Origin of the sequence: Staphylococcus sp. IVB6240, from assembly GCF_025558425.1 — a bacterium.
Classification (GTDB): Bacteria; Bacillota; Bacilli; order Staphylococcales; family Staphylococcaceae; genus Staphylococcus.
This window is the reverse complement of sequence record NZ_CP094718.1, coordinates 1,452,518-1,478,643: the sequence shown is the minus strand read 5'-3', so window position 1 is coordinate 1,478,643 and position 26,126 is coordinate 1,452,518. Positions and strand designations below refer to the sequence as shown.

Sequence of the window (26,126 nt, the reverse complement as noted above, 5' to 3'; positions counted from 1 at the left end):
ATTTTGTATCACAATATCGTAGAAGGCACATAAAATGAGGTGGAATTAAAAAGTGACAAATAATAATTTGAAAATTGATATTAATGATCCTAGTTTTTATAACAATAGAGAAGTAAGTTGGCTCGATTTCAATTATCGTGTCCTACAAGAAGCATGTGATAAATCAAATCCTTTGTTAGAAAGACTCAATTTTATTGCAATCGGCAGTTCAAACTTAGATGAATTTTTTATGGTGCGTGTGGCAGGTCTTAAAGACCAGGTAAAGATGGGATATGACAAACCAGAAAATAAGTCTCAGCTGACACCTTCTGAACAATTAAAAGCGATAGAACGTAAAAATCGTAAAAACGTTGCCTTTCAATATCATCGTTATAATGAATTAATAGATGAATTAAAAGCATATGATGTTTTTCTAACGAAGCCTGATGAATTAAGCGATACTCTGATTGAACGTTTGGAAACAATTTTCTTAAATGAAATTTTACCAACACTTACTCCATTAGGGATTGATGCGTATCGTCCATTTCCTAAATTGAACAATAAAACGTTAAATATATTTGTTGATGTCGATACGGGGAATGAAGTCAACTCAGCGATTGTTCAAATTCCAACGTTGCTCGATCGTTTTACGACAATCAATGAAGGTAATAAGCAATACATCATCTTAATTGAAGATATTATCACATTCTTCATGGGATATTTATTTAGAGGCTATGAAATTCTGAACACATATACTTTTAGAATTACAAGAAATGCGGACCTAATGATTCATGAAGATGGTGCAGAAGATTTACTTATTGAGATTGAACGCTTTTTGAAAGAACGAAAAAGTGGTGCAGCTGTACGTTTAGAAATTGATAATCGTGGTCAAGAAGACCTGGAGATGGATTGGTTGATAGACACATTAGAGCTTTCACATGAAGATGTGTACTATACAGATGGTCCGCTTGATTTAACGATGGTATTTGAACTTGTTGGCCATTTATCTAATAAACTTAAAGATTTAAAATACCCACGATACACACCACAAGTTCCACAATCGTTAGGTGACCACAACGTCTATGATTTAGCGTTGAAACGTGATATTTTCTTCCATCATCCATACGAGTCATTTGATCCAATTGTTGACTTTATTAAAGAAGCATCAGAAGATCCGAATACAATGGCCATTAAACAAACGTTATATCGTGTAAGTAGTGATTCGCCAATTATTGAAGCATTAAAAAATGCGGCAGAAAACGGCAAACAAGTCACAGTGCTTGTTGAATTAAAAGCACGTTTCGATGAAGAAAATAATGTCCACTGGGCACGTATGTTAGAAGATGCGGGATGCCATGTGATGTATGGTATGACACACTTAAAAACACACAGTAAAATCACATTAGTTGTCAAACGTATCAATGGTGAGCTTGTACCATTCGTCCATTTAGGTACCGGAAACTACAACGATAAAACGGCGAAGCTTTATACAGATATGGGAATCATCACAACAAATAAGAAAATTGCACAAGATGCGATGAACTTCTTTAATTATTTAAGTGGTTATTCGATCAAACCAGATTATCAAGAATTAATTGTCGCACCATATGAAATTCGTGATTTATTCATTGAACGTATTGATGAAGAAATAGAGAGTCATAAGAAATATGGTAATGGTAAGATGATGATGAAGATGAACTCACTAACAGACAAAGCACTCATTACAAAGCTTTTTGAAGCATCACAAGCAGGTGTGAAAGTTCAATTAATCATCAGAGGCATTTGTTGTTTAAAACCCGGTATTCCAGGCGTGAGCGATAATATCGAAGTGGTGAGTATCGTTGGCCGTTTACTAGAACATTCACGTATTTATTACTTCCAAAACAATGGAAATGCGCGTATTTACTTATCTTCTGCAGACATGATGACGCGTAATATGATTAAGCGTGTTGAAATTTTATTCCCAGTCTTGGATAAACAAATTGCTGAACGTTTGGTTGATTACATGAACTTACAATTATCAGACAACCAAAAAGGCCGTTACCAAGATCGCTACGGTGTGTATCATTATGTAGAAAATGCACTTGAACCACTAAATGCACAGGAATATTTAATGGAAGAAGCCATGACATATGGTATTAAACTAAAAAAAGATAACATTGTTGAAACAGGGCAACCTGTGAAAGCCGCGACAGGCTGGGTCAATCGATTTCGCAATAAGTTAAAACGATAAATTAAAAAAGTTCGCTTAACACCTTAATAGGGGAAAGCGAACTTTTTTCTTATTCTACATCATCCAATGATACAGAAATGGTTTCTTGTGTGAATGGATGGACGAATTCAATTTTGTAACTTTCAAGTTTTAATTGACGTAATGTTGCATCGCTATAAAGTGGGTCACCTAGAACAGGATGCCCAATTTCTGCGAGGTGTACACGAATTTGATGTGTACGGCCAGTGTCTAACTTAACGTATAGCTGGCAGACGCCTTCTTTCAACATTTCCGAGTCGATGATATGTGTAACAGCATGTTGACCTGTGGGAGATACACGACGTTTATTAGGATGGAACTTATCCTTACCAATCGGCATATCAATCGTTTGCGGTTTAATTGGTAAAAGACTTTTGACTTGTGCACGGTAGATACGGTGAATTTCGTTATCTTCTAACATGCGGTCTAAAATCTTTTTAACCAATGGATTTTTTGCCACGATAAGCAAACCAACTGTTTCCTGGTCTAAACGGTGAATTGGTTCTACATATGGACAATTCAATGTATAAATCACGTGATTCATCAACGTATTGCTTTCTTTTAAGTCGTTCGGATGTGTCTTTACACCTTTTGGTTTCAATACAACAGCCAAATAGTCATCTTCGTAAACGATATTTGCATAGCGATAACTTGGTAGGTATTGACTTTCAGCATTTGTATCCGGTAATACCACTGTATCGCCTGTATGCACAGTCGTGTTTAAATTCGCTGATGCATCATTAATGGTAATTTCTTTAGACATGTTCAATTGATGTAGTTCTTTTTTTGGTAATTTTAAAGATTGAAACATGGCTCTTAATGTCATGTTGTCAAATTGTTGAGGGATAAATATCTTCATAGTAGCCTCCTTAAGCCTTTCTATCATAACATAAAACCGAGTGACTTGTGAGCAGTCTATATATTTTTCACAATAAAAGAGAACATGTATAATACAGATGATAGGAATAGGGGAGATGAGACGATGGAGAAACCAACACGACTTGCATTATTAAAAGAAATTGCCGAGTTTTTAAACGAAGAGACCGAGTTGCAGTCGATGATGGATGGTGCCCTCGATTATTTAATTGATGGTAGCGATTTTACGACTGGCTGGATTTTCTTTATTGATGAAGCTGGGGAACATACGCTAGTGGCACATCGCTCTTTACCTAAAGCATTAACCAATCATCAATGCAAGTATATGGTAGAGGGCACTTGTTGGTGTGTCCAATCGTATCATAATAAGAAGTTAACGAAGGCTTCGAATATTATCAATTGCTCTCGTATCAATTTAGCAAGTCGTGAATTTGCGACAGAAACTGAAGACATTACACATCATGCGACGGTGCCATTAAAATCAGGAACAGAACAATTTGGACTTTTAAATGTCGCAACACCTCATACGGATCATTATAGTGATGAAGATTTAGAATTATTAGAGTCTGTTGCTTTTCAAATTGGTTCTGCGATAAAACGTATTGATTTAACGAATCAGGAAAAAGAAGCGGCACGCATTAATGAACGCAATCGTTTGGCGCGTGATTTGCACGATTCTGTTAACCAAATGTTGTTTTCATTGAAGTTAACAGCACATGCGGCAGGACAAATGGCACAAGATGATGTATCAAAACGCGCATTTTCACAAATAGAAATGACCAGTCAAAATGCGGTAAATGAGATGCGAGCATTGATATGGCAACTGAAGCCAGTGGGACTGGAAAAAGGTCTGGTACATGCTTTGAAACAATATGCTGAATTAATTGGTATTGATATACATGTGTCTGTTTCAGGTCTGATTGACTTAGAAAATAAAATTGAGACCAATGTTTACCGAATTGTACAAGAAGCTATGAATAATACAAAAAAACATGCAGGAACAGATGAAATCTTTGTATCATTTTCCCAAGATGATGAAAAATTTGAAATGACCATTAAAGATAACGGGATAGGTTTTGATCCTGCAGCTGTTGATGAACGTGCGCACCATGGCTTATTAAACATCAAACAGCGTGTTAAAATTTTAAAAGGGCAATTGACCATTTCAAATAATGAAGGAACGACGTTGTATGTGAAAGTCCCATACAAACATCATAGTTGGGAGGAGATGTAACATGGCTAAGATTGCAATCGTTGATGATCATTATATTGTCAGACAAGGACTTGAATTTTTATTATCAACAAGAGAAACGATTGAAGTGGTGGGGAGTTATAGTTCTGGGCAAGAGCTGTTAGACGCACTTCAAGCACATACATGTGAACCAGAACTGATACTCGTCGATCTTGTTATGCCAGAAATGAATGGAATTACGCTTATCAAGCATTTAAAAGCGCATTATCCTATGATTAAAATATTAGTATTGACGAGTTTTGTAGATGAAGAACATGTTATCTCTGCCATGCAAGGTGGTGCAGATGGCTACGAAATGAAAGACGTTGAGCCAGAGCAGTTGATCCAATCCATCCAACACGTCATAGATGGTCAAACAGTGATTCATAAAGATGCCCAACAAGTGATGGAAGTCGTCAATAATAAACCCCACGTTCAGAATAAGCTCTCTAAGCGTGAAACAGAAGTATTAAAAGAAATGGCGAAAGGGAAGACAAATAAAGAAATTGCGGATGTACTCTTTGTGTCAGAAAAAACGATTAAAACGCATGTCAGTCATATTCTGTCGAAGCTTGAAGTAACAGATCGTACTCAGGCAGCATTATATGCTATGAGCAATCATTTGATTTGAGGAAATAATTAGCCCCCTAAAAAGTGTCAATCACTTTTTAAGGGGCTTGTTTTATTGATAATAAGGTTCTATATGTACAATCGTCTCAACTTCACCTAAATGTTCTTTTAGTTTTGACTCTACTAAATCTGAAATTTCATGGCTTTCAACGACTGTAAGATTTGGATTTACAGCGATGGTCACATCGATAAATGAAATCATTCCATGACTTCTTGCTTTAATATCACGTATTTCTTGAATGTCTTCTATCGGTTCAATACATTCTCTTATGTATGACAACTGATCCTCATCATAACCATCTGTCAACGTTACAGCTGTTTCTTTAAAAATATCAATGCTGGTTTTCATAATTAAGAGACCAATAATAATCGCAGCCAATGTATCCAACATTGGCGCACCTAGGTATACTCCAATAATTCCAATGACTGTACCAAGTGATACAAGTGCATCAGATAAATTATCATAACTTGCTGCTTTTAAGGCACTACTTTTTACCCTTTTAGATAAGTTGTGATTATAGAGAAAGACTGCAAACATGATAACACTTGAAATAATCCCTACGATAACAGCTGATTCACTTGGTTGTCGAAACTGTCCTTGATAAAAATGTTGGATCCCCGTAACAATTACTTGAATACTCACCGCAAACATAATGAACGAAGCAATGAGTGATGCAATGAATTCCGAACGATAGTGGCCATATGGATGGTTTTCATCCACTGGTTTCATCGAGATGTGAAGTGCGACTAGAATAGCGATAGAACTAATGACGTCCGTTGCGTTGTTAATACCATCCGCTGTTAAACCGCGGCTATCTGCGAGCCAGCCGTATAAAACTTTTAGTATTGTGAGCAGAGTATAGGTGACAATACTAAGCCAAGCCCCTTTTTTAGCTTGTGTGATTTTGTTATCCAATTGCATGTCTGTGCACCTCGAAAGTTTGAAAGAAATGTTTAAATTTAATTATACCATTTTATATGTATACAAGGAAAATATTATCTGTATAATTAAAAACACTATTGCAAAATTATTAATTTTCAGACTATAATTAAATATAAGCTAAAATTTAAGATATAGAGGGGATATATCAAGCTTATCGCATCAGAAAATACGTGTTGTTAGTTGAAGTTGAATTTGATGTGAAAAATTCTTGTATATGGAAAGGGATGAATTGAATCATGAAATTTAAGGGGCTTACTGTTAAAATAATCATCGCACTTGTCTTAGGGATTACGATTGGCTCAATATTTAACTTTTATGAAGGTGCCAAGTTTGTTACTTTTTTAGACCAATATGTTTTTAACTTAATTGGTCAAGTCTTTTTGAATCTGATCTTTATGCTAGTGGTACCTGTTGTTTTTGTATCTATTGTATTAGGTGTTATTGGTGTTGGTGATCCAAAGTTATTAGGCGGAATTGGGCTTAAGACCTTAGTTTTCTTCCTATCAACAACTGCATTGGCAATCATTTTAGCGATGTGTCTTGCAATTATTGTCAAACCGGGTGCAGGACATTCAGAATTATTGAAGAGTGAAGAAGTTACAGCGTATCAAAAAGAATTGACTGCGCAAAAAAATGCAGAAGATTCACCGTTTAACCAAACATTTGATCAAACTGTTATTAATTTCTTCCCTAAAAATGCTGTTCAAGCTATGACAGAAGGGAATATGCTTCAAATTATCACATTTGCCATCTTTATCGGTATTGGTATTATGATGGTTGGTGAGAAAGCAAAAGTTGTACATAAATTTTTTGACCAACTCAACGAAGTGCTCATGTATATTATTTCAATGGTGATGAGCGTTTTCGCACCAATTGGAACATTTGGTTTAGTGGCACATGCGTTTACAGGCGCTGGTTTTGGAGCAATTCAACAATTAGGCTTATACTTCATTGTGGTTCTCGCAGCATTATTTATACACTTCTTTGTCGTTTATGGTGGTGCTGTGAAATTCCTTGCTAAAAGAAGTCCTATTGAATTTTTCAAAGGATTCTTACCAGCCATTACGGTTGGATTTGGGGGCTCTAGTTCTAATGCAGCCTTACCTGTTTCAATGGAATGTACGAAGAGAATGGGTGTAAAACCCGAAATCGCATCATTCGTTCAACCGTTGGGTGCAACTATCAACATGGATGGTACAGCCATCATGCAAGGGGTTGCTACAATCTTTATCGCGCAGTTAATGGGTGCTGACTTAACAATTGGCCAATTAGTAACTGTCGTTGTCATTGCAGTTATCGCATCAGTTGGTACAGCAGGGGTGCCAGGTGTTGGTCTTATCATGTTAGCCATGGTATTGACTGCCGTTGACTTAAATCCTGCTGCAATTGGTATTATTTTAGGTATCGACCGTCTTCTAGATATGACACGTACGGCTGTTAACATTACAGGTGATGCAGCATGTGCGTTAATCCTATCAGAACATGAAGGACGTAAACTTAAAGGACATATGCACGCTGAGTAATCATTTAATATAATATACTCCTTATTAATCTGTTTGATTTATGAAAAACGGTTTAATAAGGAGTTTTTTATTATTTTAGATTAATAGGGATGTTCAGATTTTAGGAATTCAGTTGAAATAACATGATTAACATACTTTCTATCATTTGATTTATTTCTAAAATATTTCAGTTAAGTATGATAATTTTTCAAATTCCAAGTGATAAACTTTCATCTTTTTTAAATTTCATTGGTACCACTTTTAAAAAATTAGGATAGAAACGGTTTAGTCAAGTAAAATATGGTAAAATACTGTGGTGTAATTAATTTATAAAAGGGTATATTAAAAACAAAGTGGTATTAAGAAGTTTTAAGGATGACGTGTAAGTTTTTCGACTATTTCGCCTTTTAATGTTTTACAAAATTTACTTAAATCGCCCTTTTCATTTACTTCTATATGTATTAATATGTAATTTGTGTTTCAAGAAATGTGTATAATTGCAATTTCTTGTGTACGGAGGAAATTCACTTTAAGAAAGGTCGTAATAATAAATGGATAGACAAAGTTTTACGGATTTAATTCAAGCAAAATTTAAAATGGTGCGTATCGAAGCGGGGTACACACAAGATACAATGGCACAAACAATTGGGCTTTCTAAAAAGACATTAGTTCAAATTGAAAAAGAACGCGTATTGCCAAACTGGACAACATGTGTTTCAATCTGTGCCTTATTCAGAGATTCAGAAGTTTTGAATAGTACGTTTGGTTGTGACCCTCTAGAAATTGTTCAAACAATCTCTCGTAATCAAGCAGCATACCCAAAATATTCAACAGTAAGTGATATTTATTGGGAAACAATCTCAACACGTGGTGGCTACATTTTACAAGCAAATAAAGTAAGTGAATTATACCGTGTGCTAGATTCAGACAAACAACCGATTTTCGGTACAGCAAAACAAAGAGAAGCAGAAACATATTTTCAACGTTATGCTAAAGATGATTTAATCCGTGCATAAGCATTTAAGATAGAAAAGATTTAGGGCTGTGACATTTTAAGATGTTGCAGCTTTTTTTATTTGAAATCTATATTTGAATCACTGTAATGAAAAAAGCTATTCAAAATTTAAATAACTAATGAAATTCTCATTCCAATGCTAAAAAATTGGTTAAACTTTCTAAAATGTGGAATAATATCCAAGTAGATTAAGAGACTGAGAGGCGAAATACAATGCAGGCATTACTAGTAATTTTATCGATGATGTTCATTGGTGCCGTTATCGGTGGTGTAACCAATATGATTGCTGTTAAGATGCTATTTCATCCATTTAAACCATATTATCTTTTTGGTAAGCGTGTGCCATTTACGCCGGGATTAATCCCGAAACGACGTGGTGAAATTGCGGTAAAGATTGGTCAGGTGGTTGAAGATCACTTATTAACAGAATCATTAATCCGTGAAAAGCTGGATGCACCAGAAATGAGACAGACAATTAAACAAACTGTTACAAATCAAGTAGAGCGTCTAAAACAAGATGATATGACGATTCAAACTTTAGCTGAACACTTTGATATTGAGGTTGTGAATACAAGTAACCAATGGATTGACAAGTTTGTAACTGAGCAACTACGTTCAAAATACGAAATGCATAACCAACATGCACTTGAAGAAATCGTTCCGACTGAAGTTGTGTCTGTTCTTGATAAAAAAGTATCAGAACTTGATGGCATGTTATTAGATAAGGCGCGAAATTATTTACAATCAGACAAAGGATACAATGATATTTGTGAAATGCTAGATACTTTCTTTATTGAAAAAGGAAAGATTATTTCAATGTTGCAAATGTTTATGACAAAAGAAGCGATTGCGGATCGTATTCAGACTGAATTAATTCGTTTGACGAACCATCCTAAGGCACGTCATATACTCGCTACACAAATAGACAAAGAATATCATAACTTTAAGCGTATGCCTTTGTCTGAAGTTGTTTCAGATGCTCAATTTGAACGTTTTAATGGTAAGGTGTCTGGTTATGTTCTAGATCAACTTAAATTATCAAAACGTGCACATCAACCTTTAAATCGACTTGTACCAGGCTTGTTTGAGCGTTTGGACATCGATGGTATTGATAAAATCACTGATCTTATCTTGAGCATACTTGCAAACCGATTATCATCTATTATGAAACGTGTGAATATTCGAGGATTAATTGAAGAGCAAATCAATCGTTTTGAATTGGATTATATTGAAAAATTGATATTTGAAATTGCGAATAAAGAGCTAAAATTAATCATGTTGCTCGGTTTTATTTTAGGTGGATTAATTGGAATCTTCCAAGGGGTTATTGCAATCTTTGTATAATCTCTCAAAGTATGGTATTGTTAGCAAGGAAAGAAGTTGGGATGAGAAAGCCCACTTCAACATAGTTAATTAAGGAGCGATAATAATGGCTGTAAATTTATATGATTATGCAAACAAATTAGAACAAGCGTTACGTGAAAGTGACGAGTATCAAGCAATCAAAGATGCATATGCAAAAGTAAATGCAAATGCAGATTCAAAAAAATTATTTGATGAATTCCGTGAAACACAATTAAACTTCCAACAAAAACAAATGCAAGGTGAACAAGTAACGGAAGAAGAAATCAAACAAGCGCAAGAACAAGCGCAAGAAATTGAAAAAGATGAAAACATCTCTGAATTAATGAATGCTGAACAAAAAATGAGTCAAGTATTCCAAGAAATCAATCAAATCATCGTTAAACCATTAGACGAAATTTACCAAGACTAATTCTTGATAAGCTAATATTTGAGATTTAAAGTGCTCCCTATAAAGCGTGGCCAATGGCAAATGCTTTGTAGGGAGCATTGTGTTTTGTTTTGTAACATCATTGAAAGAGGAATTATGCTAAAATATAAGAATACATAAAACGTGTTAAGGTTGAGAAAAATACGTCTATGATATAGCCGAGGTTGAGACAAAAATTTTTAAGATTTGAGTAGAACCGAGTGATGAGAAAAATTACTTTTCAAATTTTGACGAAATCATGGGAAATCTGCCGAAAATCATGACTTAGGAATACATTTGATTGAATTCCCAACATACAAATTTATTATGTCCCAGCCCGCTCTATTGAATATCCTATAAATAAAATATTGATAGAAGGATTGTCGTATAGATAAAATCTCAAACTTGTTGAATGATAGAGATGAGGAGTGAAAAGTATTGGTTAAATTTTTGCATTGTGCTGACTTACATCTTGATAGTCCTTTTGTATCCAAGCAGCATCTCAGTCCAAGTATTCTTAAAGATGTAGAGAATAGTGCGTATGAGAGTTTTAAAAATATCGTTGATGTCGCATTACGTGAAGGTGTTGATTTTGTCCTGATAAGTGGTGATTTGTTTGATCAGCGCAATCGAACACTTAAAGCAGAAATCTTTCTAAAAGAAGAATTTGAACGTCTTAGAAAAGAACAGATTTTTGTTTATATTGTCCATGGGAATCATGATCCATTATCAGAACGTATTACATCTGAATGGCCAGATAATGTGACTGTGTTTTCAAATAATGTAGAGACTTATCAAGCAATTACAAAGACTGGTGAACATGTACATATTCATGGTTTTAGTTATGAAACATTATCAAGTTATGAAAATAAAATTGACGATTATTCGTTGAATGAAGATCGTCAAGTGGTTCATATTGGTATGTTACATGGAACTTATAGTAAATCCGGTGTTTCTGATCGTTATACAGAATTTCGAATTGAAGATTTAAACAAGAAACTTTATCATTATTGGGCGCTTGGTCATATTCATAAACGTGAGCAACTAAGTGATTTACCAGAAATTCATTATCCAGGTAATATTCAAGGGCGACATTTTAAAGAACAAGGTGAAAAGGGCTGCCTGATTGTTGAAGGTGATCACGTGAAGCTTGAGACACGCTTTGTACCGACACAATTCATTCGCTTTGAATCTGCTACAATTGATATTACTGATATCACACAACAAGGGATTTATGAGACGATACAAGCGTTTAAGCAAAGTGTTCGAGGGTTAGGTCGTTCATTTTACCGTTTACAATTAAATGTACCTGGCGATGAACGTATTGATTATCAAACATTAGAACAAGTGAAGGCAATGATTGTTGATTTTGAAGAAAATGAACAACATTTTGTGATGATCGATACTCTGGATGTTAATTATACAGAATTAGAAACACATTCTATCCGACGAGAATTTTCAGATGAATTATTACAGCAAGATGATATCTATGAATCTGCATTAAGTGATCTTTACATGAATCCGAAAGCTTCGAAGTACTTAGATCATTATATGAAACATGATCGTGAAGCGTTAATTGAGCGTGCTGAAGCAATGATTCAAGCAGAATTGAAGGGAGCTGAAAATAGATGAAGATTAAGTCGGTAGAGATTTATGGTTATGGTCAATTTGTTAAACGTAAAGTTGAATTTAATCAACATATCACGCAAATATTTGGCGAAAATGAAGCGGGTAAGTCAACATTACAAGCCTTTATCCACTCAATTCTATTTGGTTTCCCAACACGAAAAGAGAATGAACCGAGATTAGAACCGCGTATGGGGAATCAATATGGTGGCCGTGTAACGCTCATTTTAGACGATCACACAGAAGTAGATGTTGAACGTGTCAAAGGAAGTGCACAAGGTGATGTGAAAGTGTATCTCCCTAATGGCGCGATTAAAGATGAAACTTGGTTAAAAGAACACCTGAATTATATTGATAAACGTACGTACCAAGATATTTTTTCTTTTAACGTACTAGGATTGCAAGATATTCATAAACATATGACAGAAAATCAATTGCAAAACTTTTTGATGCAAGCAGGTGCATTAGGTTCTACTGAATTTATTGGAATGCGCGACTTAATTCATAAGAAAAAACAAGCACTCTATAAAAAAGCTGGTCAACAGCCAGAGATTAATCAAAAGTTAAATGAATTAAAAGAAGTTGAGTTACAGATTCGCGATACGTCAACACAACTTGAATCGTATCAAAGACTTATCGAAACGCGTGACAAAGCCATGGGGCGTCTTGAAACAGTAAAAACAAATCTAGACCAACTGACATCATTTTTTGAAGAAAAACAAAAGGAACTAGCGCTACATGATCAAGTTCAAGAGTGGAAGGCGTTAGAATCAGATTTGAACGTCGAACCAGTGACATTCCCAGAGCAAGGAATTGATCGCTATGAAGCGGCTAAAATTCAGACACAACAACTTGAACGTGATATCGGTTTACGAGAAGAAAAGTTTAAGCAATTACAATTAGACAATGACCACCGCTTGATACCAAGTCAGGATGCTGTTAAACAAGTTGATGATATCGCCAAACAAGAAGAAGTCATTAAGCAATATGAACGTGATTTAAATCAATTATCACGTGATATAGAATATGCAGAGCGTGAGATTGAAGGCTTAAAATCAAATATTGGTTGGCAAGAAGTATATGATGATGTGGATACGTCTGATGTGCAAAAAAGTTATGTCAGTGATGCGTTAAAAGATAAGAGAAATCATCAATATAATTTCAAGCAATATGAAGAACTACTTGATGAACATGTGATCACACGTCAATCTCATGAAAATGAACTTGCCGAACTTCAAAAAGAATTGGTACCAGATGAAACATTTGAACAGAAAAAGGTATATGAAAACCGCTCTTTAGAATTGCATGAAAAGCGTAATCTCTTCGTTAAAATGAAAGAAGCATTTGATAACGAACAACAAGCTAAACGTAAACAGCAGAATATGTTACGTTCCATTTTCATTGTGATGGCACTGATTACTGCAGGTATGGCTGTTTACGCATTCATGATGCCAGCTATGTTATTTGCTTCGATTTTTGCTGTGTTAGCTGTGCTATTCTTTATTGCCGTCTTTACAATCAAAACGAAGGAAGTTGGACATAACGAACGTTTTGCAGAAGAGATTCAAGCACTCGAACAAGAAGTGAAAAATCTAGAAGAAACTTATGACTTAAACTTTGATTTATCAGATCAATATCAACTAAGAGATCGCATTGATCAACGCAAACAAAACTTAGCACTTTCTGCCAAAAAACAACAACAGTTACAACAAAAATTAGAAATAGCACAAGCGCAACAACAAGAAAGTATTGAGAAAGTGGAAGGCATTCGTAATGACTTACATGTATCATCTAAGTTATCAGATGAATTGTTATTAGATGCACTTCAAACAATCCAATCTATTAAAACACAAAAAGCTAACTTAACAAAAGCTCAAGAAAATAAAGCGCAAATCAAAGAAAAATTAGAAGTGTTTTATCGAAATTCTGAAACAGCATTCTCACCACATATCGAGCAATTCAATCGTGTATCAGTCTTTCATGATGTTCGCCAATGGTTAAAACATGTCCAATCTGAAACAATGAAATTTGACCGCAATAAAGAGCAATTACAATTACTTGAAAATGAAATTAAACACTTGAAACAACGATTAAACGATAATAATGGTGTGATTGAAAAATTATTCGGATTTACAGGTGCTATTGATGAAGAAAGCTACTATAGACATCATGATCGTTTTGTAAATTATTCACAGTCTATGTCACGTTACAATGACTTAACACATTTCTTAAAAAATCAGGATTACAATTATGAAAAAAGTTCAGAGTTAAGTAGTAAAACAACGGCACAAATAGAAGCAGAACATCAAGAATTAGAGTTTCAAATTGATGACTATAATGAGAAATTCCTTACACTGCAAAGTGAAGTGAGTGATCTAACAGCCCAAATCAATCAAATGGAAACGGATAATACATTACGTCATCTGAAGCACAAATATCAATTATTACGTGGTCAACTAAATGATATGGCTGAAGATTGGGCTGCTTTAAGTTATCTTGAAGCATTGGTAGATGCACATATTAAACAAATTAAAGATGAGCGTTTACCGAAAGTGGTACAAGAGGCAACAGAAATCTTCACACATTTGACTGATGGACAATATACACAAGTGACGTATGAAAATGAGAAAGTCATGGTACGCCATAAAGATGGCCAAATGTACCATCCTTTAGAACTGAGTCAATCAACAAAAGAATTATTGTATTTTGCTTTACGTATTAGCTTGATCAAAATTTTAAAACCATATTATTCATTACCAATCATTATTGATGACGCATTCGTACACTTTGATGCTGTGCGTAAGAAACGTATGATGGCATTCTTAAAAACGATGCCTGAGCATTATCAAATTCTGTACTTCACATGTAATCAGGACACAACATTTCCAACAAAATATAGTATTACATTGAATAAACTAGAGAAATAAAATAAAGAAAGGTGCTGTACAATGAGACATGTAGAAACGTTAAAGCCAGGGGATAAGGTAGATCATTTCTTTTTAGTGCACCAAGTAACACAAGGTGTCACAAACCAAGGAAAAGACTATATGACCTTAAAACTTCAAGATCAAAGTGGTGAGATTGAAGCAAAGTTCTGGACTGTTACTAAAGATGACATGGAAACATTAAAGCCTGAACGTGTGATTCATGTAAAAGGGGACGTCATTAATTATCGCAATAATCGTCAACTTAAAATGACACAATATCGTCTTGCAACAGAAGCAGATGGTGTAAAAATTAGTGATTTTATTGATCGTGCACCTATGTCAACTGAAGAAATGCAAACAAAATTGCGCGACTTTATCTTTGATATTGAAAATGCACCTTTACAACGAATCACACGTCATATTTTAAATAAATATGAGCAATCATTTTTTATTTATCCGGCTGCAAGTTCTATGCATCATAACTTTGTCGGAGGGTTAGCTTATCATGTGATTACCATGTTAGAAGTAGCAAAGCAATTAAGTGCCATTTATCCGTCAATTAATAAGAGTTTGTTATACAGTGGTATTATTTTACATGATATTGGCAAGGTTGTTGAATTGTCTGGACCTGTTGCCATAACATATACTTTAGAAGGTAATTTGTTAGGTCACATTCCTATTGCTAGTGATGAGATTGCAGATGCGGCAAGACAATTAAGCATTGAAGGTGAAGAAGTTTTATTGTTAAGACATCTTATCCTGGCGCACCATGGGAAATTAGAGTTTGGATCACCTAAATTACCACAAGTGAAAGAGGCTGAAATTTTGCACTTTATTGATAACATTGATGCACGTATGAACATGTTTGATAAAGCATTAAAGTCTACAGAAGATGGCACAATGACACAAAAAATTAGAGGTCTTGAAAATCGACGCTTCTATAAGCCAGAAAAGCTAAATTAGTTATTCAAAACACCCTAAAAGTTAGATTTACGTCTAACTTTTAGGGTGTTTTTCGTAAAGATAAATATTGATAAACATTTAGGAATGAATTATTAACACTTAGGAATTGATTAACATACTAAATATTTGTTTTGTTAGACTGAGAATAGATGGGAATTTGAAAAATAGAATGTGAAAGAGAACATAAGGAAGTGAAAATCTATGAGTGTAGAGAAAATAATGAATGGTTATATATTAATTAGTCTAATCATTATAATTATTTTAGGGCGTTTATTGTCATTTGCGCTAACTGGAGATGTCATGCAGACAATTCATTCATTTAGTTTTTATTGTCATTTAGTATGTCTAGCTGTGTATATATACTGTTTATTTTTAGTAAAGGCGCAGGGGAAAATTAAAAGTTTTTGGTAATGTAATGCTTCTAATCATATTCACTATAAAAAAGGTGAGACAGCATCTCATTATGCTATCTCACCTTTTCTTCATTCTACATACCTAAGCCTTGACCACTTTGAGAGCCTCTAGCTGCTTTCTGTAGTGCTTCAGGATTTAAAATAGAGTCCTCAATTGCCTTTTTGATGTCACGATCTTTATAGTCTACATTATATTCATCTAATAATGATTTATAAGCATCTGTAAGCAATTCAGGTTCTTTTTGAATTTTGTTTTGGATTAATTTTGTTTTTAATTTACCTTTTTCTTGATTAAAGTCAGATTGTTTATCAGCATGAATAATATGATAGCCGTAATCTGTTTTTACAACATCTGAAATTTTGTTTTCTTTTAATTTGAAAAGTGCTTTTTCAAACGGTTCTACCATTTGTCCTTTAACAACGTACCCAAGGCTACCGTTATTTTCGCTACTTGAATCCATTGATTCTTCTTTAGCTAATTTATCGAATGCTTTAGGATTCTTATCTAATTGTGATTTGATTTCATTAATTTTCTTTTTCGCTTCTTTATCAGATAGGCCTTCTTTATCATCGTCATTCTTCTTCACTTTAATTAAAATATGAGAAGCTTTTTTAGTCTGATTTTTAATTTCTTTATCAGAGACCCCTATTTTTTCATTGAGTAAAAGTTTTTGATATTCAACAAGTTTACGCTGTTCTTTGTATTCATCCATTGTTAAGTTTTGTTGCTTTAGTAAGCTTTCAACACGTTTTTTACCACCGTATTTTTCAATTTGTTGGTCGAGATCTTTATCAAGTTTTTTTTCATCTACTTTATCAGCATACTTATCTTCTAAAATTTTACCGAGTAAGAGTTTAAATGAACTACTCGCTACTTGATTGTTACCAATGTCTTTTAAAACATCTTCTACTTTAACATCGCCTGCTTTTGATGAAATTAAAGTTTCGTCTTTTGATGCTGGTGCGCCGTTACCACAAGCGCCAAGAAGTACCGCACTTGCTGTTAATGGAATAATCAGTTTTTGTAAGCCTTTTTTCATTGTGTTGTCTCCTTTTTATAAAAGTAACAAACATAATATACCATAATCACAAGGGTTAACCAACGAAATATGGGGTGAATACGACTAATGTATGAGAAGGAAGAGGGAGAGGAGAGGGCCTTCTATAAAAAAGAGAATAAAAAAATTGGCTAAGCAATGACGGCTCAGCCAATAGACATATAATCCGATGTACCATTTTTTTCTAAAAGAACAAAACCGTTTACATGTTCTTCAACATATTGTCCTCTTTTACAGAATAATATCACTTTCAAATAAAGAATGTCCATTACAGAATACCCAGCATTTAATGCTAACAAAAACATAAAATAATGGCCATAGTGTGGTAATGTTGTTGCGATTAGCACACACCCAATAGAAATAACAATAAGAGGCGCAATTAAACAAACACAAAAGTAAAATTTGCGCACAGGTTTATCTAAAAAGATATTATATATAGGTATCCATTTTTGAGGCATTAATTTATACATTTTTATATATTTAAAATAAGGTAATACCGTTATAACATGAATCAGTTTGTGCAATGGATATAAACATAGCATTGAAAAGATAAATATCAAAAAATGTCTATCCGTAAATGGCACATTTGAGTAATAATGAAACACTTCAAAACTGATAAGAAATGTGATAATTACAGTGACACAACTAATAAATGCAATACGTGGAATACCAAACCGTGAATGAATGTCAATCGATCTTGAACAATTAAGCATCGTTGAAACTCCTTTATGCTAAGTTTGATAATACGTATTATCTACTGCAATCTATTCCTCGTCAAGTAAATTTTTTCTTAAGTGATCATGGCATTGATTGATACCATCTAAGAAGCCTTTACCCTGTAATTGTGAAACAAGGTAGTGCTCATCACTAAAGCTAGGGAAGTGAAACATTTGCTCATTATAATCTTGAGCAACACGATAAATATTATTTTTAGACATATCATATTGTTCAAAAATATTTTCCACAAGTGAATGACCTTCATCAGTTAAAACGATAAATGTATTACGCTTATCATTTGTATCTTTTTCAAGTTTAAGTAATCCTTGTGACTCTAAGCGCTTTGCGAAATTGTAAGCAGTTGATACATGCATCACACCGTAACGTGAAATATCAGATATTGTTACTTTATTAAATGCATAGATAGTCATTAGAATTAAATGTTCATTCATTGTAATGCCGGATTTTTTAAGCCAAGCTTGCCAGTCATTTTTTGCATTTTTCCAGATGACTTTAGATAGCATAGCAGCTTTATGTGTGTATAAAATACTCTCAATTTGGTGCTGTTTGTCGTTCATGCTACTATCTCCTTTCAACTGTATAAAAGCATGATACAATATATTGTATCATGCTTAATTATAGTATATCTGATTATTTGATTTTACTCACTAAAAATATCAAATATTTTTAATTTATATGACATAAATTCATTTTTTTGTTGGAAAGTTTGTCATTTCTTCTCCACGGTTTTGAAGGTTCTCAATATGACCTTGTAATCTTTCAATATTAGGTGTAATATCGGCCTTGAATTCTCCAATAATTTTTTTAATGTCGTCACCAATTGTTTTTGCAAATTCAGTACCATCTTCTTTAATTGTGACTGCATTTGTTTTGATGTCACTCATTTGTAAGCCCATTAAATCTAATTCACTTGAAATATCTGATGTTGCTTTGTGATCGACTTGCGCTTTAGTCCCAAGTGATTGTTGTTGTCTTTCTGATAATACGAGACTAACGCCTGTAAGAACACCAACAGCTAAACCTAGCGTAATGTTTGCTAATTTCATAAAAATCCTCCTATCATTATCTCCTAAATGCTATACCCTTTATATGTTGGAATATTCACATGATTATTGAATCTGTGATGCGATTTGGTTGGCAATTTGTTCTTTTTGTGAATCGTCAATGACGTCTTCGTGTGTTTCCCATTTGTAGTCAAATCCATCGATATCATTTTCATAGCGTGGAATCAGGTGGAAGTGGATATGGAAAACAGATTGTGATGCGTAAGAACCATTGTTTTGAATGATATTCAAGCCATCCGGGTTAAAAGCTGCTTTAATCGCATTTGCAACAATAGGTAATGCCTCACCGATATGTTTCATTGTTTCCGCATCTGTTTCGAAAATATTTGCAGATGGTTTTTTAGGAATGAGCAGTGTGTGTCCTTTTGAGACTTGTGAAATATCTAAGAAGGCATAAACATAATCATTCTCATAAACCTTATAACTTGGGATGTCTCCGGCGATGATTTTAGAAAAAATTGTTTCTGACATAAATATTTGCTCCCTCCGATCATTTGTTAATATTATAGCATGACGAGAAACACGTGTAACTATTTTATGGTTATCTCATAAATAGCGTAAACATATGTCTATTTGGTACAATACATTTTATGGAGGTGCAGCACACATGACAGTGAAAGTTGAAAATTTATCAGGTGGATATGGAAAAAAGCCTGTTATTAAAGATATATCTTTTGCACTCGAACCAGGTGAGATTGTTGGACTGATTGGACTCAATGGTGCGGGGAAAAGTACGACAATTAAACATATTTTAGGATTATTAACACCGAATGAAGGAAAGATGTCGATTTCTGGTATTGATATCAACGAAGATATACAAGCTTATCGAAAAAAATTATCATATATTCCAGAATCCCCAGTTATATATGAAACATTGACATTAAAAGAACATATTTATATGACAGCGATGGCATATGGCATTGATCAAGAAACAGCAATGGAACGTGCGTTGCCGCTTCTCAAAATATTCCGACTTGAAGAACAGCTGGAAGTTTTCCCAAGCCACTTTTCTAAAGGAATGAAGCAGAAAGTAATGATCATATGTGCTTTTATTGTTGATCCAGATCTTTATATTATTGATGAGCCATTTTTAGGGTTGGACCCACTAGGTATACAGTCGATGTTAGATTTGATGGAAGCTAAGAAGCATGAAGGGCGCACTGTGTTGATGAGCACACATATATTGGCAACTGCAGAACGCTATTGTGATCGTTTTATCATTTTAGACCAAGGGGAAGTCGTTGGACTAGGTAACTTAGAAACATTACGCGAACAATTTAATATGCCAAATGCCACTTTAGATGATATCTACATTCGTACAACGCAAGGAGTCAGACAATGATGACAGCAAAGAAACTGTTTAATGAGAGATATCGTGCAAAGCGAAAAGAAGCACAATATTATAATAAATTTATATTTAATGGTCATTTTACTGTTTTTCTAGTCATATTGATTGGTGCTTTTATTTTAGGTTATGGTGAATGGCTAAAAGATATTCCAACAGGTATTAATTATTATCTGATGATATCTATTGTATTAGCTGTGAGTTCTATTTTCCCGTTGAAAACGTATTTGGTCGAAGCAGATAGTTTATTTTTATTACCTTTTGAATCACAAATGCAGGACTATATACACAAAGGTATTTGGACAAGCTACTATACACGACTACCACTACAAATTGTGTTACTCGTGATTGCTTATCCATTGGTACATACGTTAGAACCGAATCAAATGCTACATTTTATGATAGTAGGAATCTATGCTTTATTCTTTCCACTGATTGGTTTAATGATCAAATGGCATTGGTTTTTATATGGCCTTGAAGGTTGGACGGTCAATGTGGTGCTTGGTATTTTAAATCTATCGGGTATTTATGTGATGCTGTCATCAGGTAGTTCACATAGTTTCGGAAGTCCAGCCGCGTTAATCATCATTTACCTTCTGTTAAAGAAACTGACTGTCAAACATCAATTACCGTGGACTTTCTTAATCAAACAAGCGCATCAGCATCAAGCGAATTATTATAAATTTGTAAGTATGTTTACAGATGTAAAAGGGTTGCAAGAAGGGGCAGTTCGTAGACGTTATTTAGACTTTTTATTAGCAACTCCGAAAAAGTTCAATGAAACAACGATGTACCCGTATTTATTTAAAAGAAACTTTGTACGTGGGAAAGATGCGTTTAACCTAACGTTGCGACTGATTATTATTGCAGTTCTACTCATGTCATGGTTGAATCATCCATACGTTAGTTTAATCATAGGTTGTATGGCAATGTATATTTTAATCCTACAGATGTCTCAATTTTATACACAAGAAGCGTACGGTTTATGGCCACAAGTTTGGCCACCATCTGAAGATTTAGTGATTCAGGGATACCAAAAGTTTCTCACACATACAACGAGTATCATGGCAATTTTATTAAGTATTGTATATTTCATATTTAATCTGTCACATGGCTATTTTGTCGTATTGTTCTTTATTGTTGGCTATATAACCATCCATCGTACGATTAAGAAATTAAAATATAAAGAATCCTTACTGCGTGATTAATATAAATAATTGTTAAAACCCACCGAATGCTGAAATGGCACTTGGTGGGTTTCTTAAATGCTCACATTAAATTTATTCTTCTGATAAATCGTCACTTGGATAGAAATATTGTTCGATATATGGTGTATGTACTGTAGCAGCACCAGCTAATGGTTTAGTGGCTTCTAAAGATAAATTGTTTCGGAACGCACTTGATTTTTTATAATCTTCATAAGCTTCTCGAGACGTAAATCCTAGAAGTACTTTATAAACATTTTGATGTGTTGATTTTAATAAACGATAGCTGTGATATTCTGAATTGTCATCTAATTCAGGTTGGTACATCTCTAATTGTTTTTCAAGTTGGTATTTATGATCTTCTGAAGTTGGAATTGTAATTAAAACTTGAAAATCAGATTCTGATAAATGACCCAAACGAGATAATACGAGATATTCATTTGGTTGTTGGAAAATAGTTGCTGATTCTGTTTCTTCTAATATAATCGCTTGACCTTCACCAGCAAAAATAAGTAATTCACGATCTTCATGTTTGTTTTGAATTTGTTGTAAAAAACCAAAAGTACCATAAGTAATATAAAAGTTCATCCTTATCCCCCTATAAATGTCTTTTAAACCAATATCTATTAATATCATATACATAAAATTTAAAAAAGTGAATATGCAACGTATAAGAAAGGCGCATACAAAAGTTCAGAGCACATTAGCAAGTCTTTTTACAATATGAATTCATTGTATTGATTTTAATACTTAATTGATGTCACTTTAGTGGTTTTTATTTTTAAATTGTAGAGAATTCATACTTAGACGGTTTTAATTCCTACATGATATACTTAATGATGTATGTAATTGAAACTAACTAATAGAATACGTTCACATTAAAATGACTATATTATGAAACAAATAATGCTAATAAAAAGTTATAGAAGACAATGTTTTCACAGAGTTCTTTAATGTAAGCGTGCTAATCTTTATATGAATGAGTAAAGTCAAGGAGGACGACATGAATAATACGTTTAACGATACAATGTTGCGAGTGATTAAAGGGGAGAAGGCTACGCATACACCGGTTTGGTTTATGCGCCAAGCGGGTCGTTCTCAGCCAGAATATCGAAAGTTAAAAGAAAAATATTCTTTATTTGATATTACACATCAGCCAGAGATTTGTGCTTATGTGACAAAGTTACCAGTGGATCAATATAACACAGATGCAGCAGTATTATACAAAGATATTATGACACCGTTAAAAGCGATTGGTGTAGATGTAGAAATTAAATCAGGTATTGGCCCAGTGATTTCTAATCCAATTCGTCAGTATTCAGATGTCACAGCATTGGGACAAATCGATCCTAAAAGAGATGTACCGTATGTACTGGATACTATTGAGTTATTGACACAAGAACAACTTAATGTGCCTTTAATTGGTTTTACAGGGGCGCCATTTACATTAGCAAGCTATATGATTGAAGGTGGCCCATCTAAAAACTACAATAAAACAAAAGCAATGATGTACAGTGATGAAGCGACTTGGTTTAAGTTGATGGACACACTGGCAGAAATGTCTATTACATATGTAAAAGGACAAGTAGAAGCAGGTGCTCAAATTATTCAAATTTTTGATTCTTGGGTGGGTGCTTTGAACGAAAAAGATTACAAATACTACATTCAACCATGTATGAATAAGTTAGTTACAGGGATTAAAGCTTTAGATACGCCAGTCATTTTATTTGGTGTAGGGGCGAGTCATTTAATCGATGCATGGCACGAACTGCCTATTGATGTATTAGGCCTTGATTGGCGTACTTCTATTCATGAAGCGGGCCAACAAGGTGTGACAAAAACGGTACAAGGTAATTTAGACCCTAGTATTTTACTGGCACCATGGGATGTGATTGAAGCGCGTCTTAAACCAATCTTAGATCAAGGGTTGGCACATACTGGTGGACATATCTTTAATCTGGGGCATGGTGTATTTCCTGAAGTGTCACCTGATACGTTACGTCGTGTAGCGCAATTTGTTCATGATTATACGGCTCAAAAATAAAGTAATATTGAATACGTGTGTAAAAGGACGGATAGAAAATGACAACAACAATTGGTTTGTTAGTAATGGCTTATGGAACGCCATATAAAAAAAGTGATATTGAACCTTACTATACGGATATTAGACGTGGTAGAAAACCTAGTCAAGAAGAGTTAGATGACTTAACGCAACGTTATGAGGCAATTGGGGGATTGTCTCCATTAGCTGGAACGACAGAACGCCAAGGTGAGGAACTTGTGACAGCACTTAATGAAAGTGGCTTATATAAAGATGTCGAATTTAAGTTGTATATTGGTTTAAAACATATACATCCATTTATTGAAGACACAGTTGCGCAAATGCATCAAGATGGTATTACTGAAGCGGTTACTGTTGTATTAGCGCCACATTATTCCAAGTTCTCAATCGGCTCTTATAATAAACGTGCAAAAGACAAAGCGGATGAATACGGTATGATACTACATCATGTGAATAGTTATTTTGAACAACCTAAATTTATTGATTATTGGTCAATGCGTATTAATGAAGTTTTGGAAAACATTCCAACTGATGAACATAAAGAGACAATGCTAGTCGTATCAGCACATAGTTTACCGGAAAAGATGATTGTAGAAAGTCATGACCCATATCCAGAACAAATTTCAAAAACTGCTCGACTCATTGCTGAGCACATTCCATTAAAACAGATATCAGTTGGTTGGCAATCAGCAGGTAATACAGGTATGCCTTGGCTGGAACCAGATGTTCAAGACTTAACACGTGAATTGCATGGTTTATTAGGCAGCAAACATTTTATTTACACACCAGTAGGTTTCGTAGCTGAACACCTTGAAGTTTTATATGACAATGATTATGAATGTAAAGTTGTTTGTGATGAGGTAGGGGCTACTTACCATCGCCCACCTATGCCGGATACACATCCGCTATTTATCGGTGCAATTGTAGATGAAATTTCTAACATTTATAAGAAAGCGTGAGGACAATGACTAAGGTAGCAATTGTAGGTGCTGGAATCACAGGTTTAACAAGTGCGTATTTTATTAAGAAACAATATCCAAATATAGAAGTAACGATTTATGAAGCAACAGATAGACCTGGTGGGAAAGTGAAGACTACGTATCGTGACGGATATGTTATTGAACTAGGACCAGAATCTTATTTAGGTCGTAAAACAATTATGACTGACGTTGCAAAAGATGTTGGAATTGCTGATGAAGATATTGTGACGAACCAAACAGGTCAATCATATATCTATGCGAACAACGAATTATATCCAATTCCAGGTGGTGCAATTCTAGGGATACCTACAGATATTAAACCATTTATGACAACGCAATTGATCTCTATGAAAGGGAAACTACGTGCATTAAAAGATTTAACAATTAAACCAATGGATATGCCAGAAAGCGACATGTCAGTAGGGATGTTTTTCCGTGCACGTCTAGGTGATGAGCTGCTAGAGAATTTGATAGAACCATTGTTGAGTGGTATCTATGGGACGGACATTGACGAACTCAGTTTGATGAGTACATTCCCACACTTTAAGTCGTTGGAAGAAACACATGGCAGTATTATTAAAGGTATGCAACAAGTGCGTAGAGCACGTCTTGAAAAAGAAGATCATAATCAGTCTGGACCACAAGGACAATTTAAACAATTTAGACGTGGCCTATATGACTTTATTGTTCATGTTGAAAAATGGTTAATTCAACACGATGTGCAAATACAATACAATACGAAGGTGGAAGATTTAACTTCAACACAACAAGGATATCATGTGAAGTTGGACGATGGGTCTGAACCATACTATGATGGTGTGATCGTTGCAACACCGCATCAAGTATTTCGTAAATGGTTTGCGAAAGATCCAGTATTTGATTATTTCAATGAGTTGCAAGCTTCATCTGTTGCAACAATTGTATACGCATTTGATGAAAAAGATATTGAAAACATTCATGACGGTACAGGATTTGTCATTGCACGTACAAGTCAAACAGATATTACTGCCTGTACTTGGACTTCAAAGAAATGGCCACATACAACACCTGAAGGCAAAGTATTAATTCGTGCATATGTCGGTAAACAAGGTGATAATATTGTCAATGAAAAAACAGACGAAGAATTGGTTGCTATTGCACGTCGTGATTTAGAACAGATGATGACGTTTAAAGGAGAACCTGAGTTTACAATCGTTAATAAAATGCCATACGCCAGTCCACAATATCATGTAGGGCATATTGATAATATTAAACGGATTCAGCAACATATCTTAGAAAATTATCAGCATTTACAAATTACAGGTGCACCGTTTGAGGCAGTCGGTTTACCAGATTGCATTAGTCAAGCGCATAAAGCTGTAGAAAATCTTATGACACATATTCGATAAATGAGTGGTAGCATTAAGGATTCAAATAGATTCTTTAGTGCTACTTCTCATTTTGAATATGTAAAGAAGAAATATTCAGAAATTTCAACAAAATTACTACAATCCTATATGAAAAGTCAATAATGCTTTAACGTGTGATATGATAGGAGTACAGTATTA

The 26,126-nt window shown here is 34.3% G+C and carries 23 protein-coding genes; 15 read left to right on the top strand and 8 right to left on the bottom strand.

Going from position 1 to position 26,126, the window contains the following annotated elements; all coding sequences use genetic code 11:
* Positions 1-52 precede the first annotated feature (52 nt).
* Positions 53-2,212, top strand: coding sequence for an RNA degradosome polyphosphate kinase (locus tag MUA88_RS07230; RefSeq protein WP_262605315.1), 2,160 nt, complete (start codon positions 53-55; stop codon positions 2,210-2,212).
* A gap of 49 nt (positions 2,213-2,261) precedes the next feature.
* Here MUA88_RS07230 and MUA88_RS07225 read toward each other — a convergent pair whose 3' ends face one another.
* Positions 2,262-3,089 carry an RluA family pseudouridine synthase gene (locus MUA88_RS07225; RefSeq protein WP_262605314.1) on the bottom strand — a complete coding sequence of 276 codons (828 nt, stop codon included), beginning with the start codon at positions 3,087-3,089 and terminating at the stop codon, positions 2,262-2,264.
* A gap of 123 nt (positions 3,090-3,212) precedes the next feature.
* Here MUA88_RS07225 and MUA88_RS07220 point away from each other — a divergent pair, with 123 nt between their 5' ends.
* A complete protein-coding gene (locus tag MUA88_RS07220) occupies positions 3,213-4,340 on the top strand; it encodes a GAF domain-containing sensor histidine kinase (protein WP_262605313.1) in 1,128 nt (375 codons plus the stop codon).
* Between the two features lies 1 nt (position 4,341).
* Positions 4,342-4,968: a response regulator gene (locus MUA88_RS07215; RefSeq protein ID WP_262603503.1), complete on the top strand. Its 627-nt coding sequence runs from the start codon at positions 4,342-4,344 to the stop codon at positions 4,966-4,968.
* 51 nt (positions 4,969-5,019) lie between these two features.
* On the opposite strand, the gene MUA88_RS07210 is transcribed toward MUA88_RS07215, so the two are convergent.
* Positions 5,020-5,889 carry a cation diffusion facilitator family transporter gene (locus tag MUA88_RS07210; RefSeq protein ID WP_262603502.1) on the bottom strand — a complete coding sequence of 290 codons (870 nt, stop codon included), beginning with the start codon at positions 5,887-5,889 and terminating at the stop codon, positions 5,020-5,022.
* 257 nt (positions 5,890-6,146) lie between these two features.
* Between MUA88_RS07210 and MUA88_RS07205 the strand changes: the two genes are divergently transcribed.
* The 7 genes from MUA88_RS07205 (at position 6,147) to yhaM (ending at position 15,714) form a co-directional block, all read left to right on the top strand.
* On the top strand, positions 6,147-7,433 hold the full coding sequence (locus MUA88_RS07205; protein ID WP_262603501.1) for a dicarboxylate/amino acid:cation symporter: 1,287 nt from the start codon (positions 6,147-6,149) through the stop codon (positions 7,431-7,433).
* 530 nt (positions 7,434-7,963) lie between these two features.
* Complete coding sequence (gene xdrA / locus MUA88_RS07200; protein ID WP_262603500.1) at positions 7,964-8,428, top strand: XRE family transcriptional regulator XdrA; 465 nt, start codon at positions 7,964-7,966, stop codon at positions 8,426-8,428.
* Between the two features lie 212 nt (positions 8,429-8,640).
* A complete protein-coding gene (locus MUA88_RS07195; RefSeq protein ID WP_262603499.1) occupies positions 8,641-9,771 on the top strand; it encodes a DUF445 domain-containing protein in 1,131 nt (376 codons plus the stop codon).
* An 85-nt stretch (positions 9,772-9,856) separates the two neighbouring features.
* Positions 9,857-10,201, top strand: a complete 345-nt coding sequence (locus MUA88_RS07190) for a YlbF/YmcA family competence regulator (protein ID WP_262603498.1) — start codon at positions 9,857-9,859, stop codon at positions 10,199-10,201.
* A 435-nt stretch (positions 10,202-10,636) separates the two neighbouring features.
* Positions 10,637-11,830: a metallophosphoesterase family protein gene (locus MUA88_RS07185; RefSeq protein WP_262605312.1), complete on the top strand. Its 1,194-nt coding sequence runs from the start codon at positions 10,637-10,639 to the stop codon at positions 11,828-11,830.
* Positions 11,827-14,751, top strand: coding sequence for an ATP-binding protein (locus MUA88_RS07180; RefSeq protein WP_262605311.1), 2,925 nt, complete (start codon positions 11,827-11,829; stop codon positions 14,749-14,751). The genes MUA88_RS07185 and MUA88_RS07180 overlap by 4 nt, the downstream gene beginning before the upstream one ends.
* Before the next feature lie 21 nt (positions 14,752-14,772).
* Positions 14,773-15,714, top strand: coding sequence for a 3'-5' exoribonuclease YhaM (gene yhaM, locus MUA88_RS07175; protein WP_262605310.1), 942 nt, complete (start codon positions 14,773-14,775; stop codon positions 15,712-15,714).
* A gap of 487 nt (positions 15,715-16,201) precedes the next feature.
* Here the strand turns inward: yhaM and MUA88_RS07170 are convergent, their stop codons facing one another.
* From MUA88_RS07170 to MUA88_RS07150, 5 genes are all read right to left on the bottom strand, one after another.
* Complete coding sequence (locus tag MUA88_RS07170) at positions 16,202-17,167, bottom strand: foldase protein PrsA (RefSeq protein ID WP_262605309.1); 966 nt, start codon at positions 17,165-17,167, stop codon at positions 16,202-16,204.
* Positions 17,168-17,331: 164 nt separating this feature from the next.
* Positions 17,332-17,898 carry a DUF3267 domain-containing protein gene (locus MUA88_RS07165; protein WP_262605308.1) on the bottom strand — a complete coding sequence of 189 codons (567 nt, stop codon included), beginning with the start codon at positions 17,896-17,898 and terminating at the stop codon, positions 17,332-17,334.
* A gap of 51 nt (positions 17,899-17,949) precedes the next feature.
* Positions 17,950-18,480, bottom strand: a complete 531-nt coding sequence (locus MUA88_RS07160) for an HTH-type transcriptional regulator Hpr (protein WP_262603492.1) — start codon at positions 18,478-18,480, stop codon at positions 17,950-17,952.
* A 129-nt stretch (positions 18,481-18,609) separates the two neighbouring features.
* On the bottom strand, positions 18,610-18,969 hold the full coding sequence (locus MUA88_RS07155; protein WP_262603491.1) for a YtxH domain-containing protein: 360 nt from the start codon (positions 18,967-18,969) through the stop codon (positions 18,610-18,612).
* 63 nt (positions 18,970-19,032) lie between these two features.
* Positions 19,033-19,458: an HIT family protein gene (locus MUA88_RS07150; protein WP_262605307.1), complete on the bottom strand. Its 426-nt coding sequence runs from the start codon at positions 19,456-19,458 to the stop codon at positions 19,033-19,035.
* A 136-nt stretch (positions 19,459-19,594) separates the two neighbouring features.
* Between MUA88_RS07150 and ecsA the strand changes: the two genes are divergently transcribed.
* Both ecsA and ecsB read left to right on the top strand, forming a co-directional pair.
* Entirely contained in the window at positions 19,595-20,329 is a 735-nt protein-coding gene (gene ecsA / locus MUA88_RS07145; protein ID WP_262603489.1) for an ABC transporter ATP-binding protein EcsA, read from the top strand.
* Positions 20,326-21,540 carry an ABC transporter permease EcsB gene (gene ecsB, locus MUA88_RS07140; protein ID WP_262605306.1) on the top strand — a complete coding sequence of 405 codons (1,215 nt, stop codon included), beginning with the start codon at positions 20,326-20,328 and terminating at the stop codon, positions 21,538-21,540. Before ecsA ends, ecsB begins: the two co-directional genes overlap by 4 nt.
* Before the next feature lie 72 nt (positions 21,541-21,612).
* Here the strand turns inward: ecsB and MUA88_RS07135 are convergent, their stop codons facing one another.
* The gene (locus MUA88_RS07135) at positions 21,613-22,125 is read right to left on the bottom strand and encodes a signal transduction protein TRAP (protein WP_262603487.1); all 513 of its coding nucleotides are present in this window, start codon (positions 22,123-22,125) and stop codon (positions 21,613-21,615) included.
* A gap of 415 nt (positions 22,126-22,540) precedes the next feature.
* Here MUA88_RS07135 and hemE point away from each other — a divergent pair, with 415 nt between their 5' ends.
* The 3 genes from hemE to hemY are packed head-to-tail and all read left to right on the top strand — an operon-like array spanning position 22,541 to position 25,967.
* The gene (gene hemE, locus MUA88_RS07130; RefSeq protein ID WP_262605305.1) at positions 22,541-23,581 is read left to right on the top strand and encodes a uroporphyrinogen decarboxylase; all 1,041 of its coding nucleotides are present in this window, start codon (positions 22,541-22,543) and stop codon (positions 23,579-23,581) included.
* Between the two features lie 38 nt (positions 23,582-23,619).
* Entirely contained in the window at positions 23,620-24,558 is a 939-nt protein-coding gene (gene hemH / locus MUA88_RS07125) for a ferrochelatase (protein WP_262603485.1), read from the top strand.
* A gap of 5 nt (positions 24,559-24,563) precedes the next feature.
* Positions 24,564-25,967 (top strand): protoporphyrinogen oxidase, encoded by a 1,404-nt coding sequence (gene hemY, locus MUA88_RS07120; RefSeq protein WP_262603484.1) that lies wholly within the window; start codon positions 24,564-24,566, stop codon positions 25,965-25,967.
* Positions 25,968-26,126 lie beyond the last annotated feature (159 nt).

Bases quoted from the DNA above. Each gene is read 5' to 3' on its own strand.
- MUA88_RS07225 (WP_262605314.1), bottom strand. From the start codon at position 3,089: ATGAAGATATTTATCCCTCAACAATTTGACAACATGACATTAAGAGCC.
- MUA88_RS07220 (WP_262605313.1), top strand. From the start codon at position 3,213: ATGGAGAAACCAACACGACTTGCATTATTAAAAGAAATTGCCGAGTTT.
- MUA88_RS07215 (WP_262603503.1), top strand. From the start codon at position 4,342: ATGGCTAAGATTGCAATCGTTGATGATCATTATATTGTCAGACAAGGA.
- MUA88_RS07210 (WP_262603502.1), bottom strand. From the start codon at position 5,889: ATGCAATTGGATAACAAAATCACACAAGCTAAAAAAGGGGCTTGGCTT.
- MUA88_RS07205 (WP_262603501.1), top strand. From the start codon at position 6,147: ATGAAATTTAAGGGGCTTACTGTTAAAATAATCATCGCACTTGTCTTA.
- xdrA (WP_262603500.1), top strand. From the start codon at position 7,964: ATGGATAGACAAAGTTTTACGGATTTAATTCAAGCAAAATTTAAAATG.
- MUA88_RS07195 (WP_262603499.1), top strand. From the start codon at position 8,641: ATGCAGGCATTACTAGTAATTTTATCGATGATGTTCATTGGTGCCGTT.
- MUA88_RS07190 (WP_262603498.1), top strand. From the start codon at position 9,857: ATGGCTGTAAATTTATATGATTATGCAAACAAATTAGAACAAGCGTTA.
- MUA88_RS07180 (WP_262605311.1), top strand. From the start codon at position 11,827: ATGAAGATTAAGTCGGTAGAGATTTATGGTTATGGTCAATTTGTTAAA.
- yhaM (WP_262605310.1), top strand. From the start codon at position 14,773: ATGAGACATGTAGAAACGTTAAAGCCAGGGGATAAGGTAGATCATTTC.
- MUA88_RS07170 (WP_262605309.1), bottom strand. From the start codon at position 17,167: ATGAAAAAAGGCTTACAAAAACTGATTATTCCATTAACAGCAAGTGCG.
- MUA88_RS07165 (WP_262605308.1), bottom strand. From the start codon at position 17,898: ATGCTTAATTGTTCAAGATCGATTGACATTCATTCACGGTTTGGTATT.
- MUA88_RS07160 (WP_262603492.1), bottom strand. From the start codon at position 18,480: ATGAACGACAAACAGCACCAAATTGAGAGTATTTTATACACACATAAA.
- MUA88_RS07155 (WP_262603491.1), bottom strand. From the start codon at position 18,969: ATGAAATTAGCAAACATTACGCTAGGTTTAGCTGTTGGTGTTCTTACA.
- MUA88_RS07150 (WP_262605307.1), bottom strand. From the start codon at position 19,458: ATGTCAGAAACAATTTTTTCTAAAATCATCGCCGGAGACATCCCAAGT.
- ecsA (WP_262603489.1), top strand. From the start codon at position 19,595: ATGACAGTGAAAGTTGAAAATTTATCAGGTGGATATGGAAAAAAGCCT.
- ecsB (WP_262605306.1), top strand. From the start codon at position 20,326: ATGATGACAGCAAAGAAACTGTTTAATGAGAGATATCGTGCAAAGCGA.
- MUA88_RS07135 (WP_262603487.1), bottom strand. From the start codon at position 22,125: ATGAACTTTTATATTACTTATGGTACTTTTGGTTTTTTACAACAAATT.
- hemE (WP_262605305.1), top strand. From the start codon at position 22,541: ATGAATAATACGTTTAACGATACAATGTTGCGAGTGATTAAAGGGGAG.
- hemH (WP_262603485.1), top strand. From the start codon at position 23,620: ATGACAACAACAATTGGTTTGTTAGTAATGGCTTATGGAACGCCATAT.
- hemY (WP_262603484.1), top strand. From the start codon at position 24,564: ATGACTAAGGTAGCAATTGTAGGTGCTGGAATCACAGGTTTAACAAGT.